General features: G+C 52.9%; 16 protein-coding genes and 1 pseudogene. 4 read left to right on the plus strand and 13 right to left on the minus strand.

Annotation, left to right across the window (positions count from 1 at the left end):
* Nucleotides 1-48: 48 nt before the first annotated feature.
* The 5 genes and pseudogenes from B5E43_RS02765 to B5E43_RS02785 form a co-directional block, all read right to left on the minus strand.
* On the minus strand, nt 49-456 hold the full coding sequence (locus B5E43_RS02765) for a hypothetical protein (protein ID WP_087393403.1): 408 nt from the start codon (nt 454-456) through the stop codon (nt 49-51).
* A gap of 11 nt (nt 457-467) precedes the next feature.
* Nucleotides 468-1,508, minus strand: a complete 1,041-nt coding sequence (locus B5E43_RS02770; protein ID WP_158098943.1) for a DUF3848 domain-containing protein — start codon at nt 1,506-1,508, stop codon at nt 468-470.
* Between the two features lie 13 nt (nt 1,509-1,521).
* Nucleotides 1,522-2,085 carry a hypothetical protein gene (locus B5E43_RS02775; protein ID WP_087393407.1) on the minus strand — a complete coding sequence of 188 codons (564 nt, stop codon included), beginning with the start codon at nt 2,083-2,085 and terminating at the stop codon, nt 1,522-1,524.
* Nucleotides 2,086-2,138: 53 nt separating this feature from the next.
* Nucleotides 2,139-8,552: pseudogene (locus B5E43_RS02780) on the minus strand (LPD11 domain-containing protein); the annotation flags it as partial.
* 1,130 nt (nt 8,553-9,682) lie between these two features.
* On the minus strand, nt 9,683-10,039 hold the full coding sequence (locus B5E43_RS02785; protein WP_087266599.1) for a TnpV protein: 357 nt from the start codon (nt 10,037-10,039) through the stop codon (nt 9,683-9,685).
* Between the two features lie 193 nt (nt 10,040-10,232).
* On the opposite strand from B5E43_RS02785, the gene B5E43_RS02790 reads away from it, so the two are divergent.
* Nucleotides 10,233-10,595, plus strand: a complete 363-nt coding sequence (locus B5E43_RS02790) for a hypothetical protein (RefSeq protein ID WP_087393409.1) — start codon at nt 10,233-10,235, stop codon at nt 10,593-10,595.
* Nucleotides 10,596-10,891: 296 nt separating this feature from the next.
* Here the strand turns inward: B5E43_RS02790 and B5E43_RS02795 are convergent, their stop codons facing one another.
* The 7 genes from B5E43_RS02795 to B5E43_RS02825 form a co-directional block, all read right to left on the minus strand.
* On the minus strand, nt 10,892-11,548 hold the full coding sequence (locus tag B5E43_RS02795; RefSeq protein WP_087393410.1) for a YodL domain-containing protein: 657 nt from the start codon (nt 11,546-11,548) through the stop codon (nt 10,892-10,894).
* Nucleotides 11,545-12,144, minus strand: coding sequence for a hypothetical protein (locus B5E43_RS02800; protein WP_087393413.1), 600 nt, complete (start codon nt 12,142-12,144; stop codon nt 11,545-11,547). The genes B5E43_RS02795 and B5E43_RS02800 overlap by 4 nt, the downstream gene beginning before the upstream one ends.
* Before the next feature lie 2 nt (nt 12,145-12,146).
* A complete protein-coding gene (locus tag B5E43_RS02805) occupies nt 12,147-12,950 on the minus strand; it encodes a hypothetical protein (RefSeq protein WP_087393415.1) in 804 nt (267 codons plus the stop codon).
* A gap of 58 nt (nt 12,951-13,008) precedes the next feature.
* Complete coding sequence (locus B5E43_RS02810; RefSeq protein ID WP_087393417.1) at nt 13,009-13,326, minus strand: hypothetical protein; 318 nt, start codon at nt 13,324-13,326, stop codon at nt 13,009-13,011.
* 2 nt (nt 13,327-13,328) lie between these two features.
* On the minus strand, nt 13,329-14,267 hold the full coding sequence (locus B5E43_RS02815) for a ParB/RepB/Spo0J family partition protein (protein ID WP_242964681.1): 939 nt from the start codon (nt 14,265-14,267) through the stop codon (nt 13,329-13,331).
* Nucleotides 14,224-15,033 (minus strand): AAA family ATPase, encoded by an 810-nt coding sequence (locus B5E43_RS02820; RefSeq protein ID WP_206406907.1) that lies wholly within the window; start codon nt 15,031-15,033, stop codon nt 14,224-14,226. Before B5E43_RS02820 ends, B5E43_RS02815 begins: the two co-directional genes overlap by 44 nt.
* A 195-nt stretch (nt 15,034-15,228) precedes the next feature.
* Nucleotides 15,229-15,657 carry a replication initiator protein A gene (locus B5E43_RS02825; protein ID WP_242964682.1) on the minus strand — a complete coding sequence of 143 codons (429 nt, stop codon included), beginning with the start codon at nt 15,655-15,657 and terminating at the stop codon, nt 15,229-15,231.
* A 178-nt stretch (nt 15,658-15,835) separates the two neighbouring features.
* On the opposite strand from B5E43_RS02825, the gene B5E43_RS02830 reads away from it, so the two are divergent.
* Together B5E43_RS02830 and B5E43_RS02835 are read left to right on the plus strand one after the other, a co-directional pair.
* Nucleotides 15,836-16,825: a Fic family protein gene (locus tag B5E43_RS02830; RefSeq protein ID WP_087393421.1), complete on the plus strand. Its 990-nt coding sequence runs from the start codon at nt 15,836-15,838 to the stop codon at nt 16,823-16,825.
* 117 nt (nt 16,826-16,942) lie between these two features.
* Entirely contained in the window at nt 16,943-18,052 is a 1,110-nt protein-coding gene (locus B5E43_RS02835) for a hypothetical protein (RefSeq protein WP_087393423.1), read from the plus strand.
* Between the two features lie 355 nt (nt 18,053-18,407).
* Here B5E43_RS02835 and B5E43_RS02840 read toward each other — a convergent pair whose 3' ends face one another.
* Entirely contained in the window at nt 18,408-18,614 is a 207-nt protein-coding gene (locus tag B5E43_RS02840) for a sporulation sigma factor SigK (protein ID WP_143382930.1), read from the minus strand.
* Nucleotides 18,615-18,824: 210 nt separating this feature from the next.
* Between B5E43_RS02840 and B5E43_RS15610 the strand changes: the two genes are divergently transcribed.
* Nucleotides 18,825-19,184 (plus strand): Na/Pi symporter, encoded by a 360-nt coding sequence (locus B5E43_RS15610; protein ID WP_275532981.1) that lies wholly within the window; start codon nt 18,825-18,827, stop codon nt 19,182-19,184.
* Nucleotides 19,185-19,187 lie beyond the last annotated feature (3 nt).

Below are 19,187 nucleotides of genomic sequence, written 5' to 3' on the forward strand. Positions count from 1 at the left end.
TTCACCTCCTGTTTTCAGATTGATTTTTAGGAAAGAATAAGCGGTCACTTACCGCTCTCGATCATACTTGATCCGATAAGCATAGTGGTCTGCGCTGTACCGCTTCAAATAGTCATTTTCCGTGGTTTGAGCGGTATCTAAATCAATGTTGAAAAGCCGGGGATCTTCCGGGCCGTCAAATAATTTCTCCACTGGAATCACCTCAATTTTGCCTCCGGTATGAAGCTGTCCGCCGAACACTCCGGCAGGAGAATGAAAGCTCCGCTCTCCGCATATCCACAGAAGTCTGGTGCCCGCCGGAAGTTCTCCAACGGGCTGTTTGAGCATGATTACGGAACGAGGTTTCGCACCGGCGACTTCATAATATCCCGCATACTCCGCTTTCTCATAAGCACGCACCATTTTGTCAAAATGGCGCTGTGGTTTGATATAAAACAAGCTCTCTTGATAGCCCATTTTGACTTCACCTACCGTTCCATTTCATGGGGCTTGATGTCCTTTGCATGATATTCTCGATTGTGGTATGTGATTTTTTGAGGATACAAAAACTCTTTCTTAAAAAACTCCATCTGGCTCTTAGTCAGGCTCGCAAAGTGGTCACCGTCTGTCCCGCAAATAAAGCAAGTTCCTACGATTACATCTGTGATTCGCCCATTTCTTCTGATTACTCGATTAGCCGGGAGGTCGGTTAAATTCGCGCCTTCTCGCAACATCAGCAAACACCCTTCTGGAAGATTAACCGATGCTGTGCGGCCACCCACGATTTTCTCCATATCCTCCATCGTATTGTTGATTAAAACTGGACGGGCTGTTTTCCCGCTTTCCAGAAGCAGCACCCAGATAGCGTTTGTCATATCCTGCGTTTTCTCTGGCTCAAAATTGATTTTTGTAAACCCAAATCTTTCGCAGTAGTAAAAGCCAGGCTCTACGGCAGGAGAGCTAATGACCTGAACCACATCGGACATAGAAAGAGGCTGTCCAGTGTATCCTTCTGGTGGGGCCACATTGAACATATAGTAGATCCCCTCCAAAGTGGGGCGCTCAACAATGCCCCTAAAAACGCTATTGTAAAGGTTGCTCACTACCTGATCGCTTCCTTGAATTTTGGAAAGCTGATCGGATGGAATGTATGCAACCCGGTTGCGATCTCGGGAGTGATCAATCTGGTAGATACAAATTTCCATAAAGCGTGGAGATGCTCTGAGTTCCCTGGTTGCACAGTCCTGGATCACGTCAATCAAATCCCCATAATTTCTATCCCTGTAATCACTGTTTTGCAATTCAGCATACACGCAGGCGAGTGGATGTTCAGTGCCCATGAGAGCCTTTGCCAACATGGGAGGCAGATGGCCTTCGCACATGGTTGCCAGGATGTCCTCACGGGCGCTGTATTCGCTGGCGTGGTTCAGGATTTCTTTGGGTGTCTGGGCTAACAACCAGTGGCGGTACTCGTCTTGCTCGTCCCGCATTTTGTTATACAGATCCAAATTGATCTGCGATTCGTTCATAAAGTCACCTCCATTATCGCTCCATGTCCCTTCTCCTGGACTTACCAGCGGCCTGCTGCCTTTGCCGGATAGACTGCTCATGCCTGCCCTTGTAGGCAGCTCGGATGTCCGCCATCAGACGGCGGCATTCCTCTGGGGGAATGGGTTCCAGTTTGTCCCTTGCGCCGGAAAAAGCCGCACGGATCTCCGGCTGTTTGACCGCCCGCACCACAGCCTCCAGGTCGTGAAGCAAATTCTCCTTCGTGTTCAGGCCATACTGGAAGATGGCCTCCAGCTCCTGGCTGTTAAATCTGGTGAGATAGCTGCTCATGAGCCGGAATGCCGTGACCTTGCCGCTGTCGTTCCGCACTGGCTCATACCGCTGGGGCGTTCTGAAATACATTCCGTCCATCCCGGCCCCACCGATGTAGAAACCGTTCTCATCCTTTTCGCTCTCCAGAAGGGCCGTACCATCCGTGAGCAAGTACCCCGCCTCCATGCGGGGCTGGATCAGACCACAGGGGACACCTACTTGCCGGATAGCAATGATCTCTGCGGGCACTTCATCCAGGGTCATGGTGTATCTGCCGTCATCCATATCCAAGCCTCCTTTCGATAAGCGGCACCCATGTCACTGGATGCCGCTCATGTCTAACGCTCCACCCCACGGCTGCGGCGAGGGGCGTTCCGGTCGTTCTGTTCTTCCATTTCCTCAGCCGATGGCTCGGCCATTTCATTGTCCCGCTGATCCATATTCAACAGGGCGTTCAGCTCCTCCAGACGGGCGGACTTGGTGGCCAGTTCTTCCTCCTGGGCAAAGGGCTTCTGTACCTCCACCTTGGCGGTTTCCAGCTGGGCCTTGGTATCATCCAGGGCCTGCTCAAAGTCCTTCAGACGGCTCTCTAGGCCCCCCAGGGCGTTGTCGATGCGCTGGAGGTTGCCATAGGTGTCTGTGCCCAATGTGACCGTATGACGCAGCTCATGGCACAAGGCAAGCTGGTATTCCCGCCGGAAGGTGTCAAAGGACAGCTCCATGGTGAAGCCACGGTAGGCACCAATAACAATGGTCTCCGGGCTGGTCATGGCTTTACACGCCTCCAGGATCGCTGTGCCAGCACCCTTTTTCTCGGCATATTCCGTTCCCTGAATCACCATGGGCGAGAAGCCGTCCGGGTTAGGCTTTGTTTCTTCGGCCAGGTGTGCCATGTCTTTCTGATAACCAGCAATCTGCTGCTCCAAACTGGCGATGCACTTGGGGAAGCTCTTTAGGATCTGATCCTCCAGGCTGTATTTCTGACTGAGGTGGTTGGCCTTCAGCAGCTTCAGCCGCCCCACGTCAATGTCCAGATCCATCTTCTCCTTGATGTAGGGATTGCCGGTACACAGGGCCTTGATTTCCGCATAGCTTAGGGCCGTTTCGTCAATGTCATCGGCAGAGCGGACAGGGGATTTGCTGGTCATGATCTGACCGATGAACTTCTGCTTGCTCTCTACCAGCTGGTAGAGATAGCTGTCAAAGGTGTTCTCCGTCACATAGGTGTAGATTTCAACCTCCTTGTTCTCGTTGCCCTGGCGGATGATGCGGCCCTCCCGCTGCTGGAGATCTGCCGGACGCCAGGGGCAATCCAGATGGTGTAAGGCCACCAGCTTCTTTTGGACATTGGTTCCGGCCCCCATCTTTGCAGTGCTGCCCAGCAGTATTCGGACTTCTCCGTTACACACCTTGCCGAACAGTTCCTTTTTCTGCTGCTCGGTGTTGGCGTTGTGGATGTAGGCGATCTGCTCGGCGGGGATGCCTTTGGCAATCAGTTTGTCTCGCAGATCATCGTACACGTTGAAGCTGCCGTCGTTTTTGGGAGTGGAGAGGTCACAGAAGGCAAGCTGGGTGGACTTCCGAGCAGCGGTGCGCTGCCAGATCTCATAGATGTTGTCGGCGCAGGCGCTGACCTTGCCAGTATCGCTGTCCGGCAGCAGCGGATTAACCAGCCGCTGATCCAGCGCCAGTTTACGGCCATCGTTGGTAATCATGAGCATATTGTCCTGGCTGCTGTCCACCATCTTATTGCGGACACGCTCGGCCCGCTCACTGAGGTCTGCCACCATCTCCTTTTGATGTTCGGAGGGTTTCAGCACCACATGGTGGTAGTTGGCCTTGGGCACGGGGAGATTGAGCATATCAGCCGTTTGAATATCTGCGATTTCTTTGAACATACTCATCAATTCCGGCAAATTGTAGAACTTGGCAAACCGGGTCTTGGCCCGGTAGCCGGTGCCCTCCGGGGCCAACTCTATGGCGGTCACTGTCTCGCCAAAGGTGGAGGCCCAGGAATCAAAATGCAGAAGATCATTCCCTTGCAGGGTATCGTGCTGGAGGTATTTCTGCATGGTATACATCTCCACCATGGAGTTGGAGATAGGGGTGCCGGTGGCAAATACTACTCCACGGCCCCCGGTCAGCTCATCCAGGTAGCGGCACTTCATGTAGAGGTCGCTGGACTTCTGTGCTTCCGTCTGGCTGATGCCGCCCACATTACGCATTTTCGTGTAAGCGGCCAAATTTTTGTAATTATGTGCCTCGTCGATGAAAAGCCTGTCCACACCCAGCTCCTCAAAGGTCACGATGTCATCTTTGCGGCTCTGGTCGTTGAGCTTATCCAGCTTGGCCTTCAAGCCCTTTTTGGTGCGCTCCATCTGCTTGATGGAGAAGTTGTCCCCGTTGCTCCGCTTCAGGTCACTGATGCCGTCCAAAACCTCCCTCAGCTGCTCCTCCAGGATAGCCCGCTGCCGCTCCAGCGACATAGGGATTTTCTCCAGCTGGGAGTGCCCGATGATGATGGCGTCGTAGTCGCCGGTGGCAATGCGCCCGCAAAACTTCTTGCGGTTTTTCGGCTCAAAGTCCTTTTTTGTGGCCACGAGAATGTTGGCAGAAGGGTAGAGCTGGAGATATTCAGCGGCCCACTGCTCAGTCAGATGGTTGGGGACGGCAATGAGAGATTTGCTGCACAGCCCCAGCCGCTTGCTCTCCTGTGCGGCGGCAACAATTTCAAACGTTTTTCCGGCCCCCACTACGTGTGCCAACAAGGTATTCCCACCGTAGAGAATGTGGGCGATGGCGTTCACTTGGTGCCGCCGCAGGGTGATTTCGGGGTTGATGCCCACAAAGTTCAAATGACTTCCATCGTACTCACGGGGCCGGATGGAGTTGAAGGTTTCATTGTAGAGTTTGCAGAGCCGTTCCCGGCGCTCCGGGTCTTTCCAGATCCAATCAGCAAAGGCTTGTTTAATCAGTTGCTGCTTGGACTGGGCAATGGCGGTTTCCTTTTTATTGAGCACCGCCGTCTTACGGCCATCAGCGTCCTCCACATAGTCGAAGATCCGCACATCTTTCAGATTGAGGGTTTCCTCGACGATCTTGTAGCCGTTGATGCGGTTGGTGCCGTAGGTGTTGTTGGCCTTGATGCTGGAGCGGTCGTAGCTTTTACCCTCGATGTTCCAGTTGCCGGTCATCTTGAAGTAATGCACCTTGATGTTGAAGCGGGCATAGTTGGGGGTGTCGAACAGCTCAAACATGAACCGTGCCACATCTTCCGGCGGGAGCCAGGTGGCACCAAGGCGCACGGAGATCTCACTGGCGGTAAGATCCACCGGCTGCACGGCTTTCAGGGCCTCGGCATTGACACGGAACCGGCTGTCGGCTTCCGCAGCCTCCTCCGCCTGCCGCAGCTTCTGCCGGACATTGCCGGAAAGGTATTCGTCCGCTGTCACATAGATGGGCTTCCCTTCATCATCCACCCTGTCGGGAAGCTGAAACATCACCCCATGAAGTTCTTCCACCAGGGTTGCCTCGTCTTTTCCGGTCAGGTTGGTCATGTAGGGGATGTCAATGCAGGCTTTTTCTGCCAGAGACAGGGCCAGAGCCTCCGATGCGGTTTCCACCCGGCTGACACTGACCTTTTGCTTGACGGTGCGCTTGGTGAACATATCCGCTTTGCGGATGAAGTTGCCGTCGCTGTCCGTAACCTCCAGAGAGGTCAGGAGGAAATAGGAGTTATCCGAGTGGAAGGCGGAGTTATTGGCCCGCTGGGAGATACGGCCATACTTCTTCACAAAGGTGTCATATAGGCCGTTCAGCCGCTGCTGCTCGGCGCTGATGACGTAATCCGGGTAATCCTCGGTCTGGTACTCAATGAGCTGCCGCACACAGTCCCGCAGGCCGATCAAGCCCTTGATGCGCCCCAGGGCGGTGGTGGACACCTCCACCGGATTCATGCGGCTATTCTCCCGGTAGTAGACCTCTCCGTCCACGATGGTATAGGAGAAGTTGCGCACGGTAGGGTCTGCCGGGATGGAGCGATCCTCCTCCAGCTCATCCGCCTCCTCACGCTCATACTCCTGGATGGAGCCGCCAATGTTGCCGATGGCGGAAGTCAGCAGGTCGGAGAGTTCCTGGCCCTCGAAGGGGATACAGGCCGTCTCAGGCCCATAGGGGCCGCTGACCTCCTGCATCTCACCCAGAATCATTTCCGGGTGGTCAATGAAATACTGGTTCATCTTGAGGCCGGTTTCACTGACACCCAGATGTACCCAGTCCGGCTCCAGGTCGAGGATAGAGTCCCGCTTTTGCAGGAACAGAATATCGGACGTGACCTCCGTGCCGGCAGCACCCTTGAAGGTGTTGTTTGGCAGGCGGATGGCACCCAGCAAATCGGCCCGCTGAGCGATGTATTTGCGCACCGCAGGGTTTTCCTTGTCCAGGGTGCCTTTGCTGGTGATGAAGGCCACGATACCACCGGGGCGTACCTTGTCCAGGGTCTTGCCAAAGAAGTAGTCGTGAATCAGGAAGTTGTGCTTGTCATAGCGCCGGTCGGCAACCTTGAAGTTGCCGAAGGGAATGTTGCCGATGGCCACATCAAAGAAGCTATCCGGCAGGTTGGTTTTTTCATAGCCCTGGATGGTCACAGAAGCGGTCTGATAGAGCTGCTGGGCAATCCGTCCGCTGACCTCGTCCAGTTCGACGGCATAGCGCCTGGAGCTGGACATACGCTCCGGCATCATGCCCAGGAAGTTGCCGGTGCCGCAGGACGGCTCCAACACGTTTCCTGTCTCAAATCCCATCTGCTCCAGGGCCTGATACATGGAACGGATGACCACCGGGGGCGTGTAGAAGGCGGTCAGGGTGGATTCTCTCGCTGCCTCGTATTCCTCCGGGGAAAGCAGGTTTTTCAGCTCCAGGTAGTTGCGGTTGGTTTCTTCAAAGTAGTCCGCCAGTCCGCCCCATCCCACATACCGGGAAAGAACCTCCTGCTCCTCCGGTGTGGCCAGCCGCTCCTCGCTCTCAAGCTGCTTCAAGAGCCGGATGGCGGCGATGTTGTTCTGGTAGCGTTGGCTGGGTGTCCCAACCCCAAGGGCATCATCTGTGATGCGGTGGTCATGGCGGTCTGTTTGCTCCGGGTAGAGGACATTGGAAAGTGCTGCGGTACGGGATTTTTTCGGTTCCTTGGGCGGCTCCAGCGGGGCCGGATTTTCCAGGTAGGCCCGGATAGTGCCGATGTACTCCATTCGCAGGATGGGAAATCCCGCCGACTGCGAAAAGGTAAGGTCGGTCAACTCCACCTGATTGGTGGCAAGATCTACGCTGTGTACCTGGTATCTGCGCCCATCCTGCTCAAATTCAGTTTCACCGGGGATCAGGTTGGCCTGGGCGTATTCCTCATTGGTCAATTCGTGCTGAACCGCAGGAGCCGCCTGGGAAAGCTGGCCCTTTTCATCCAGGGCCGGGTGAAGGATAGCTTGTACCTGTTCCCGAAGGCCGGGAGTATCCTTCAGCTGCGCCTCGTTGATCCACTCATACGCCTCATCCCAAGTCTTAAAGACTGATGGGTACCCAAATTCCCCTGCGGAAAATGTGATCTCCGATCTTCCTTCCCATAGGGTGAACAGGAAACCAGCGGTTTCCATGGCCTGAACGATAATTTTCTCCCTGTCTGAGAGGGTATCAATGACGGCCTGTTTTTTTGCGGCCTGTTCCGCCTCCCACGCCTTTACCTCGGCTTCCAGGTCGGGAAGCGGCTCCGCTTGTCCCTGCTCCGGGACTGGATGCTCCAAAGCGTTTTCCCTGACCTGAGCGTGTGCTGCCGGGTCAGGGTACTCTCCGATGATGCGAAGGTAACGCTCCTCCTTCAGGTCATAGACAGCAGCGCCGTCATAACGAAAGCCATCATCTTCCATGGTGCCGTCCACATATCCCTGGGCCACTCGCTCCGCTTCTTCCAGCGTCTGATAATCCAACCGTTCATCAAAGCCGTTCTCAAAGTGATGGTAGACAGCCACCTGATACCGGGCGGCCATGCGGTCGGCGTAATCCTCGATCTGCTCCCTGGTGAGCCAGTCCGGTTTTTCGGGCAGAGCATCGTACAACTCCCGCATTTTGTGGATCTGTGCGGATACATTTCCGGCCCATAGGTGCTTCTCGTTTCGCTGGCCCTCTCCCAGAAAATACTCACAGTCGGTGCGCAGCCGGTCAAGCAGGCGATAGTCGCCGCCGTAATCCCGTGTATTAGTCGGCTGCGCCTGTTCCTGGGGCATATCAGGCAGGAAATATTGCTCGTTGAGCGGATTTTCCTCCAGCTTCCGATCAAAGTAAGCACGGGGGAACTCCTGGGTGAACAGCGGAAATTCCGGGTCGTAAAGCGTGACGGTGGTTTCCCCGAGGGACTGCATCTCATAGGGTTTTGTACCGATATACACCGTACTGCCCAGTGGGATTTGATAACGACGGGGGCCGCTGAACCGCTCCATAACCGTCTCACGGCGCTCCGTTGCCCCTTCGGGCAGGGAGGAAACAAGGACATCATGGTTGCGCCGCATCCGGTTGGTGTAGTGCTCCAGCCGGTGAGCGGGAAGGCCGCACATTTCCACCCGGCCAACCCCAGGGACGGGGCGGGTGGTCAGGGTCAGGCCCAGCTCCGGCGCAAGGGCCTTGGCATCCTCTCCATACAGCTCATAGAAGTCTCCCACCTGAAACAGCACCACATGGTCGGGGTATCGCTCCTTGACGGCGTTGTACTGCATGGGGGCAGGCTCCTGGCCCTCCGGCACCTCCTGGCTGGCAAGCTCATCTTCATACTCCGCCATGGCCTCCGGGGAGAGGTAGCGGTCTTTCCGCACCAGATTCTCAATACGGTGAGCGACTTTCACCCAGGAGAGATTGATTTCCGGGCAGTTCCTTTTGGTGAAGCGGATACCCTTACTGTCGTAGTCCTCGTGGCTGTATCCAGACCTGGACAGGGCGTGGGAGTGACCGCCTGTGCCGTACTCCTTCCGCAGGAAGTCCGCCTTTTCCTTGGTGTCGTGCAGCTCCTGAAAGAAGCCGTAGATCCGCTTCGGCCCGCCCTCAAAGTGGCTTCCGCCAGAAAGGGCCTCGTCAATCTCGTCCTCCGTGATAAAGGGCATGATGGCGGGCAGTTCCGTCAAGGTGGTGCTGAAGGTCTTGCGGGGCAAGTCCAGTTCCTCCAGGCGGTTCAGCACACCACGAAAATCGTGGTAGTGAAAGCGCATGATAGAGCGATCTTCCTGATAGGCGGCAAGAAATGTCCGGTATTCGGTCAGCAGAGTTTTTCGGAAGTCCGGGTCTGCCAGAAGGTCGGAAAGGCGGGGTTGATCTTTCGGAAAGTCCAGCCATTTTGCTCCGTCGGTCAGGCAGGGAAGGAAATCATTCGGGTGATCTTCCCGGTTCAGGTCACGGTACAGATAAATCAGACTTTCCGCCAAAAGGCTGCGCTCATACCCATTGGCCTCCAGCAGCTCCACGTTGCTGGCAAACTGCCCGGCCTCCAGCAGCTCTCCGATGCGCTGGACTGCACTCTCCCAGGGGATGACCTGGGCGTTGGCTTCATATCTGGCCCGATCTCCATTGGCAAAGTGGATGCCGTCCTCGTCATACCATGCGGCCATGGGGCCGTGCTCCGTGGTGATGCCGTTGCCGCCGTGATAGAGGGCCTGGAGGCGGGTAATCATAAGGGGCAGGGGAATATCCATCTGAAACAGATGGATCACCCGCATCCGCAGCTGATCCGTATTGCCACCGTAGCGCAGGAACTGGTCAACCGCTTGCTGTCCAACAAAAAAAGCGGAGGATGTAGGTAATACATTCTCCGCTTCCGTAGGTGCATTATGAACTTGTTTCGCTGGGGGGATTAGCTGTAAATCAGCTGCCGGAGTACCACTTCCTCCGCCGAAGCCTTGAAGTTGTTCATGGCCTGTACCCACGCCATCTGATTGGTGGCCTTCATCTCCTCGTCCACCCGGTTCTGCTGCGCCAGCTCTCTCGTCAGCTGCTCCACCATCTCGGTGGCCCTCCGGTCGATGTCCATCAGGTGCCCGTCCAGCTTGCCCGCCAGCAGCAGCCGGTCGTACAGCATCGGCTTGTTCTCCTTCAGGTACGTCTTGTGCAGCATCCCGTACTTGCCCATCGGGGCCTCCTCCGTCTCCGGCAAGGTCAGGTCGGGATACAGGTACTCCCCGATCTGGGTGTAGGTCAGTTCCTCGGTCATGGTGTTCATTCTCCTTTCGTGCCGTCCTGGGTTGTTCCTCTGTGGCTCTATCATACACAGGGTTCTGGCGCTTGGCAAATTTTGAAGTGCGCTCCTGCTGCCGAACAGTACGTCCAATGTCCAGCAGCACCATTTTTGAGATGGAATTGGAGGCGTTGCCCAGAACAGATACCGTTTCATAGGTAGAGAAATCGTGGATGAATTCAAAATCCGTCTCATCGAAGTAGCGGTCTGCGTCATAGCCACAGCGGGTCAGCACCGTGTAGGCGAGGCTGTTTGCCAGCAAGGTTTTCAGCCGCACGGAGAGGTTCAGATCATCCAGATCTTCCAGAAAACTGTCCTCCCTGGTGTTGCGCAGTTCTTCCAGGTAATCGGTCAGATTATCCTCCGCAATCGCCTGGCTCATGGAACAGATATGTTCCTCGAAGGAGACGCCGGGTTCTCGCTCTACCTCAAAGCTGTTGCTGATAGATTCCAGCACGGCTTCCTCATAGGCGGGTTCCATCTGCCAGAGCTGCGGCTCCTGGGGGCGGTGACGCCCAGGGTGCGTGTCTGATACATCAAAGACATACTTGAGCCGGGTCTTGTGGCCGGAGTCATCCAACAGGGCAATGCCCCTGCTGCCCCGGTTTACCCAGCGATCCATCCGACTGTTCCAGAACTCAATGGTGGCACAGGCGGTGGCGTCGGGCCGCTGGGCGTGGATCAGAAGCTGATCCCGAAAGGGGTATTTATAAATCCTGGCGGCAGTTTTTAAGTACCGCTGCCAGTTTCCACGCGCAGAGGCCAGTTCCAGGGTTTTCTTCTGACTGAACTCCGTGACGATTTGCAGCTTGCTCGCCATGTTTCCTCCTATCGTTCAAATTCATGCTTGTGCTTGTTCTTTTCCGGCTTGTCCTGCTGGGGAAGCTGCGCCGCAAAGCTGTCGGGCAGCTCCTGGAATTTTTCGGCCTCCACATAGTAGGCGGCCTGCTTGCCACTTTGATTGACCAGCAGAATATCGCTGTCACAGAGAGAGCGGAGGGTGCCGCCTCCGGGCCGGTGCTCCATGCCGTGCTTTTTGCGAAGATCCTCCAGTGTGGTTCCAGGGCCGAGGTTGCCACGATACACACAGCGGTAATCGGCGGGCCTGATTCGCCCCTTGGCCCGTTCATAGGCGCAGCAGAAGTAATCCGTCTTGATGACGTCTTTGATCTGGTAGAGTGCGTAGGTGTCGCAGCAGTCCTGCTCTCTCGGATGCTCCGGCAGGTAGGTGTAGCCGTTGCGCCACGCCATTTCCGCAAACTCCATGATGTGAAAGCCGCACTGCCCTACGTAGATGTGGTAGTCATCGATGTAGGAGCACTGCTGCTTCATCTGAGTGCCGTCCGGCTTTGTCATAATGATGCTGCTGTGGTTAGGCAGGCGAAAGAGCGTGTTGTAGTTGCAGTCCACAAACCGCATATCCCGCACCCCATTCGGATTGGGAAAGGCGCATACGCCTGCAATGTTGATGGGTTCTTGGCTCATCGTTCATGCCCTCCTCTTGCTTTTTTCGGCGGGGTGCGGTCATGCTCCTTCACCTTTTCCTGCGCCCAATCGGGTAGCTTGGTGAGATCCGCAATCCCCAGGACATCCGAGGCATCCCACCGGCACCGCTCCCCAGAAAACAGTTCCTGAAAGTACACGGCTCTGCCTCTTGCTCCTGCACTGCACCCAAAGCCGCCGACTGCGTACCCAAGCTGGCAATCTGCCGTGCGGTACTCAGCCGCCAAGCTGGTCGGCCTGAGAATCACAAGTTTGCCCTCCAGGGATTCTTTCTCGCCACGCTCACGACAATGCTCGGCTCCCAGCACTTCAATGGGTACAGCACGCTTCTCCCGGAATTCCGCCACCGCCTTTTGCTGCTCCTGCAAACGATTCAGAAAAATTTGCATGATCTCGATATAACTGTCACCGGCAACAGCCTGGGGAAAGATTTTCTCACCCACCAGGTTATATTGCTGATAACAGGTCATGTAGGGCGTTTTCTTGTCCCTGGGATTGTAGCCCAGAAGCATCATGCGCCCGCCCAAACGGATGGACTGGAGGATTTCGTAATCCCCCGCCATTTCGGGGACAGCCATCTTTAACGCTCCCTTCCTGTGGAATCTTTCTGTTTATGAGTTTCCCGCCGCAAATGGCGATGCAGTGCGTAAAGCATGGTAACGTGTGTTTCAAAGCATTTCATGGCTTCTGCGCACTCTGTAAAGCTCGTATGTGCAGGATTTGGCTTGTGATTTGGTTGCCAGTCCCAAACAGCATACTGGTGGGAATCCTGAGAGTGGAACCCCACTGCAATTTCACGATCTTCCATGCTCACAGATGCCATCATCGTGTAGCCTTTATATTGTTCCGTGGTATGACGGAAAGAGCCGTTCCCCAGGTACAGGGTATAGCTTCCGTTTTGCCCTTGCTGATAAGAGACGGGGATCATAAGCTCTCCTGTGACCAAGTTGGGGTGGTAGGTGTAACCCAGCCGTTCTTCCATCATCATCTTGGGCATAGAGGAAAAGTCGATGTAATAGGCATCCGCCCCCATGATGCGGTAGGTGTGAAGATTCCCCTTCACTGGGAAATAGGTGGACAAGACGGGATGTTTGATGTGGCCGGTGATGGCAACGCTCTTTTCCTTGGATGCCCTGTCGAGATAGAACTGGGGCTGTGCGCCGGGGACATCCCAGCCGCACATGGAGCCGCAGATCATGGCTTCCAGCTGCGCCGGTGTGATCCCCATGCGGCTGTTGGTGAAGTCCGCAATGTTTTTGTTTTCCTCCCGACTGTCTGTGTTCCACTCGCTGCGGTAGTACCCACGCTCGCCTCGCTTAATCACAATTAGTTCCCCGGTGCTGGGCAGGATAGAACAGCATTGTTCCGGTAGTGCTCCGCTCATTTTGACCTCCTTTTAGGCAACAAAAAACGGCCCTACGAGCCGCTTATCACAACTTGATTTAGTTTTCCGGCTGGTGATTTTCCGGTGCCGGTTTTCCCTGACATGGGGTTCTGTGCAGTATATAACGCACTCCGCTGATATGCCCTTCCGGACTGTATTCCCGGTGCCGCTCCACGTAGCCGGCTTTCTCCAGCTCACGAACGGCATTGCCAACTGCCTCGATCCCGTCCCGGCTCAGTTCGGCCAAATTGCGCACCGTAAAATTCCAGGTTGGCTCCTGGATGAGCATAATAGAGAATAAGCCCTTTGCCTTCAAGGAAAGGGTTTCATTCTCAAGGTAGTGATCCCTCATAAGGATCTGGCCCATCTCGTTCATAGTTATCGCTCCTGTTCCCGCAGCTTCTTTCTCTGCCACTGCTCCAGAAGCCGGATAATCACTTCTTCCATCTGTTTCGGGGTATAGCTGGGCGGAAAGTATTTTTGCAAACGGTCATTTTTTAAGGTCACTTTCCGGGCCAGGGACTTGTCCTCCCGAAGAAGCACCTCCATGACATTGGAATCCAATTTTCCCTCCTCGCTCAGTTCCTTGAGACGTTTGGCCTGTCCCAGGCTGGGTGATACCTCATCCCGTTCCATGATGACCAACAGGGCAGCTTGCTCTTTTTCGCTCAGATGGGATATGTAGTCCGCTGCGGGCGTGACCTTCAAACCCCCATTATCCACCTGCTCCAGCAGTGGCGGAATCAGCTTGGTCAGGCGGATATACCGCTGAATCGTAGTAACATTATCATTTACTTGTTCGGCCAGTACGCTTACAGAAGTCTTACCCTTTAACTTCTCTCCAACTTGGAGAGAAGTTAAATCTGTCCTTTCCCCCTGCCGCTTCATGGCCTCCAGCTTCAAACTGTACGCCCTGGCCTTTTCGCTGGGCAGCAAGTCCTCACGGGTGATGTTGTAGTCCACTACTAGAATGTCAGCCTCATCGTCCGTGTACTCCCGGACGATAACTGGCAGACTTTCCAGGCCCACCGTCCTGGCGCAGTAGTCACGGCGATGACCGGAGATAATCTCATAGCCGCCTTCCGTCCGGGGCCGCACGATCAGCGGTTCCGCAACTCCTACCTGCTCAATGCTGTCCATCAGCCTTACCAGATCCGGCGTGGGCCGCTTGATGGAGTACGGCTGTCTGGCATAGGGATAAATCTCACCGATGGGAATGTTCAGGATGCGCTCGTTGGTGTCCTGCTGCCGTTCCTGCTCACTTTTGAACAGATCATCGAGTGAGGTCAGGCCCATGTTTTTGACGTTGCCTGCCAAGGTTCATCACCTCCCTGGTAAAAGATTCATATGCGCTTGCTACCCGTCCCTCCTTGTCGTGTTCAAAGATGTTTTTGTGCTCCAAGCTGATCTCAGCGGCACGGATAGACCGGGGAATTTCGCTGTGGAACACCCTGCCTCCGTAGGCTACCCGGATCTGCTCAATAACGCCACGGGAAAGTGTGGTGCGGCTGTCAACCATCGTCATCAGGATGCCGCCAATTTCCAGGCTGGGATTTAGCTGACGCTTTACCCGCATGACCGTCTTGAGAAGCTGCTCCAGGCCCTTGGCAGGCAGGTAGTGGGCCTGCACAGGGACGATGACAGTGTTGGCCGCTGTCAACGCATTGATGGTCAGCATACCCAAGGAAGGCATACAGTCCACGATGGCGTAGTCGTAGTCTTTCTGGACAGTAGAGAGATATTGCCGCAAGACCGTTTCCCGGCTCATGGTATTGACCAACGTTACCTCAGTAGCGGACAGCTCGATGTTGGCAGGCATCAGATCCACGCCGTCCTTGTGGCGTAGAATTCCCTCCTGCGGTACGAGGGGATGATCGGTGATGATCTTTCCCATGACCGTTGCCAGAGTGGGGTTTAGCTCATCCGGCTGCTCCCAACCGAGAAGCTGTGTGAGATTACCTTGGGCGTCTGCGTCAACCAGAAGAACTTTTTTACCTTGCCGAGAAAGACCAATGGCCAAACTTGCTGCCGTGGTGGTTTTCCCGACACCGCCCTTCTGATTGGCCAGTGCGATTGTGTGCATGATGGCACCTCCGTTTCGTTTACCGGCCAGTCCCCCAAAAGAGGGGGCTGCCATTATTCTTTTGTCGGTAAGTAATCTTTTCTTACTCCAGTCAGTATCACTATGCTCAGTCTTATTACCCTCGGTTTTTCCGAAGTCTTGACCTCCGATTTTCCGAGGTTTAGAGTTCTGTTTCTCAGAAGTCTTGACCTCCGATTATCCGAAGTCTTGACCTCGGTTTTTCCGAGGTCTTGATTTCGGTTTTGGGGAAGTCTGCCTTTCTCCGGCAAAGTTTTTGACATAGATCAAGGAGGCCCGCCCTTGGCCTTGCCGTACTCGCTCAATCAGACCAACTCCTTTCTTGGTGTCCAATTCATTGAACAGCTTGATTGCCTTCTCCGTCTTGTACCCAAGCGTCTCCGCAACATCTTCCAGGGTAAATATGATATACACCCGGCCCTGATCGTCGTGCCATCCGTTCTTCATGGATAGGCTCATACGGTCAAGCAGGATGCCGTAGAGCAATTTTGCATCTGTTGATATAGTCGCAAACCGTCTGTCTGTAAAGATCCGTTTGGGGATGCGGTAAAATGAAAACTGCTCTGCCTCATAGCCGTAATAATAAGAAAGATCCACAGAAGCCATAACTATCACCCCCTATCAAAAAAGAAGAGCGTATTTAACACGCTCTCCCCGTATAGACAATATAAAAACTGATATACAATTTGAAACGCATCGCTCAAATAGGGACAACACCTTGATTGATGAAATGAGCGATGTGTGATATAATAAAGCCAATCATTTACAGTTACGAGGTATTTGCATGAGAAACAAAAAGCCTCCCTTTGAAATCACAAACCAGATCATTGACCGTGTGGCTGAGATCGCCGAGCTGGTGGGTCGCTTGACTGTATCCTCTCCCCTTTCTTCAAATCCCACGCTCCGCCGTGCCAATCGCATCCGTACCATCCACGGGTCACTTGCCATTGAACAGAACACGCTTACTCTGGAGCAAGTGACCACCGTGCTGAACGGCGAGCACGTTCTCGCACCGCCCAAGGATATTGCGGAAGTTAAGAACGCCTATGAGATCTATGAGCGGCTGGAGGAACTCGATCCCTATTCCGTAGATGATCTACTGACTGCTCACGGCATTATGACGCGAGGCTTGGTAGAGGAATCCGGTATGTTCCGAACCCGTCCTGTAGGCGTAGTAGACAGCGAGGGGCATGTCCTGCATTTTGGAACGCTGCCCCAGTATGTCCCCGATCTGGTGCTGGAACTGTTGGACTGGGTAAAGACCAGTGAGGTACACATGCTCATCCGCAGCTGTGTGTTCCACTATGAGCTGGAACTGATCCACCCCTTTGCTGACGGAAATGGGCGTGTGGGGCGGCTGTGGCATACGCTGCTGCTCTCCAAGTGGAATCCGGCATTTGCCTGGCTTCCGGTTGAATCCATCATCCATGACCGCCAGCCGGAATATTATGCGGCCATCAACGCCTCCAACGATGCGGGAGAGTCTACCGTATTTATTGAGTTTATGCTCTCAGCTATCAAAGCATCACTCATAGAAACCATTAAAACGAGTGATGGAATGAGCGACGGAAAGATGGACAAGGCAACGCTCCGTTGGAGGAAGATCGAGGAGTTCCTGAAAACCCACGACTATATCATGAACGCTGATGTGCGGGAGTTGTGCGGGGTGTCGGCAGCGACGGCGAATCGGATCTTGGCGGGGTTAGTGTTGGATGGAAATCTTATAAAAGTTCATTTGGGCAGACATTGGAAATATATACTTCTTCAAAAATAAGTACCCACTAATATTGTGGGGTGCAATTTACTTTGTAACAATAATTGGCATTTTTTAATTATACAAGCATACACAGTCACTAAAGCAATTCATTTCGGCAGATAGGGGTACAATATTATGAGTTTTGTTTATGCTCAAAAAATTGGTAAATCAATAGGAATATTTGCAGATACAAAGATTACATTTAATACTGCTGCAACCCATCTTTTTGGTACTGATACTCAGAAAAGTGTCCATCAGTTCGGAATGATAAAAAACATTATTATTTCTAAAAATTTCTGCATCAGTTTCGCAGGAAATAATATTGTTTATGCCAATAAATTGCTCAGTAAAATCAATCATGTTAGCCTAAAACAGATATTGCAACTTGCTTTAGATATAAACCGGCAGGATATCGATAACGGCGCTGAGTTTATCATTTGCTATGCTGATAGAAATGTTCAATTAATATTTCAAATCAAAGATGGGGAGTGTAAGAAAACACCTTCTGCGTGGATTGGTTCCTACCAAGCATTCGATTACTTTCAAGGGGTGCGCACAGGTTTTTATAGACAGAATATTAATTCTAATTTGCCGAATAGCTATGAAACCCACTTTGGTACAAGTCCGTTTATTCCAGAAGATGAAATGTATCAGGACTTGCTAAATTGCTTCTATAAGACAATTTTCGACTGTGGTGACAGCTCCGTTGGTGGATTTGCGGTACCTGTCTTATTTGACCCTAAAACAAATCAATTTTGGTATAAAGGATATTGCCGTAGTTTTGCGAGGATGCAAATTACTAAAAGAGGTTTATCAATGCCAATGTATCAAGGAGCATCTACTGGTTCTTTTTCTATACTTTTCTATCAATCTCCTCAAAATGTCGGCATATATATACCTGAAAATCATTGGGGGATCATATATAATCATTACCGAGCAGATCCTAAAGACTATGAAATTGTACAGACATCCTCATTTCTAACTCCACGTGCTACCAAGATGAGTCAACTTGATTTCTATGTTCAAGCAGAGGCCCATAATATGTCTCCGCCAGGTTTTTTAGGTATAAACCCAGACCGAATTGACGATTATATGGCACGAGTCTGGCATTATAAGGACAATCCAGAATTAGCAATACTGTATATTAATAAAGCTATCGAAATTGTAGAAAAACAGCACCGAGAAACTTGGCGATATGAGGAATTAATTTCGATAAGGAATAATATACAGACATCCTTCAAGTAAAAGGACAATAAATATGTACGAGATATGTAAATACCCACTTTAGAATAATATTGAGTATCACATTATGTCCATACTTTACACCTGCACAGGCGGCATTTTATCTCCTCAAATTTCCTCACTTACAGAAGCTACGGTACTACCCCTATCACACGCAAATGCCCGGAAATCCTTGTTTCACAAGGTCTTCCGGGCTTCGCACATATAGTCTTCATTTGGATTTATCCATTCTTGAAATCATCCAGGCAACAAGATTCTGGCCTCATAGAGGATGTCCAAATGCCGGTTATAGCCATCCACTCGCACCGAGCCTGACAGCAGCTTTGCACCGCCGCTACACTCGGATTTGTCGTTTGCTTTAACCGTTATTTACAATATGCGCTACCAGGCGCAGGTTGTGCTCCACCAGCATGTTTCTGGCCTCTAAATCTCCCTGTGCACATTTCTTTAGGCATTCCCGTTCCTCCGCCGCTTTCAGTGGCCGCGGAAAAGAGCCGCTTCCTCCCGACAGACGCAATGTGAAGAACAGGCCATTCATAACTAGGTAAATAACCGGGGACAGCATACGGCAAACACCTCCGCACCACTGTATTCTGTCCACGCAAGTCCCTATTCTTCAAATTTCCGCACGACAGGAAGTGGCCTTCTCCCATCCTTTATTCTTCTTATTTTTGTTTTGCCTTCTTCCGACAAATATTGTATACTCAAATTAGAACGTTAAGATTTTGCTAAGAGCCTGCTGACTTACTTTTCAATTTAAAGGAGGAGGGTGCATTTGAGCATCCAAGACATTGTCTCCCTGATGGGCGCACTGGCTGTCTTCCTGTTTGGCATGTCCACCATGACCTCTGGCCTGGAAAAACTGGCCAGCGGGAAATTGGCTTCCTTACTGGAAAAACTGACTGATAACATTTTAAAAGGAGTTTTGCTGGGCGCTGTTGTTGCGGGAATGGTCCACTCCTCCGCTGCCACTACGGTTATGTGCATCGGTTTTGTCAATGCCGGGATTCTTCAGCTGCGGCAGGCAGTGGGCGTCATCATGGGAGCGAACATTGGTACTACCATCACGGCTCAAATCCTCCGTTTAGGCGGCCTATCCGATGAAAACCTCCTTCTCTCTTTCTCTCTTTGTTAAAGC

Origin of the sequence: Flavonifractor sp. An100, from assembly GCF_002161175.1 — a bacterium.
In the GTDB taxonomy this organism is placed as follows: Bacteria; Bacillota; Clostridia; order Oscillospirales; family Oscillospiraceae; genus Lawsonibacter.

Bases quoted from the DNA above. Each gene is read 5' to 3' on its own strand.
- B5E43_RS02765 (WP_087393403.1), bottom strand. From the start codon at position 456: ATGGGCTATCAAGAGAGCTTGTTTTATATCAAACCACAGCGCCATTTT.
- B5E43_RS02770 (WP_158098943.1), bottom strand. From the start codon at position 1,508: ATGAACGAATCGCAGATCAATTTGGATCTGTATAACAAAATGCGGGAC.
- B5E43_RS02775 (WP_087393407.1), bottom strand. From the start codon at position 2,085: ATGGATGACGGCAGATACACCATGACCCTGGATGAAGTGCCCGCAGAG.
- B5E43_RS02785 (WP_087266599.1), bottom strand. From the start codon at position 10,039: ATGACCGAGGAACTGACCTACACCCAGATCGGGGAGTACCTGTATCCC.
- B5E43_RS02795 (WP_087393410.1), bottom strand. From the start codon at position 11,548: ATGAGCCAAGAACCCATCAACATTGCAGGCGTATGCGCCTTTCCCAAT.
- B5E43_RS02800 (WP_087393413.1), bottom strand. From the start codon at position 12,144: ATGGCTGTCCCCGAAATGGCGGGGGATTACGAAATCCTCCAGTCCATC.
- B5E43_RS02805 (WP_087393415.1), bottom strand. From the start codon at position 12,950: ATGAGCGGAGCACTACCGGAACAATGCTGTTCTATCCTGCCCAGCACC.
- B5E43_RS02810 (WP_087393417.1), bottom strand. From the start codon at position 13,326: ATGAACGAGATGGGCCAGATCCTTATGAGGGATCACTACCTTGAGAAT.
- B5E43_RS02820 (WP_206406907.1), bottom strand. From the start codon at position 15,033: ATGCACACAATCGCACTGGCCAATCAGAAGGGCGGTGTCGGGAAAACC.
- B5E43_RS02825 (WP_242964682.1), bottom strand. From the start codon at position 15,657: ATGGCTTCTGTGGATCTTTCTTATTATTACGGCTATGAGGCAGAGCAG.
- B5E43_RS02830 (WP_087393421.1), top strand. From the start codon at position 15,836: ATGAGAAACAAAAAGCCTCCCTTTGAAATCACAAACCAGATCATTGAC.
- B5E43_RS02835 (WP_087393423.1), top strand. From the start codon at position 16,943: ATGAGTTTTGTTTATGCTCAAAAAATTGGTAAATCAATAGGAATATTT.
- B5E43_RS02840 (WP_143382930.1), bottom strand. From the start codon at position 18,614: ATGCTGTCCCCGGTTATTTACCTAGTTATGAATGGCCTGTTCTTCACA.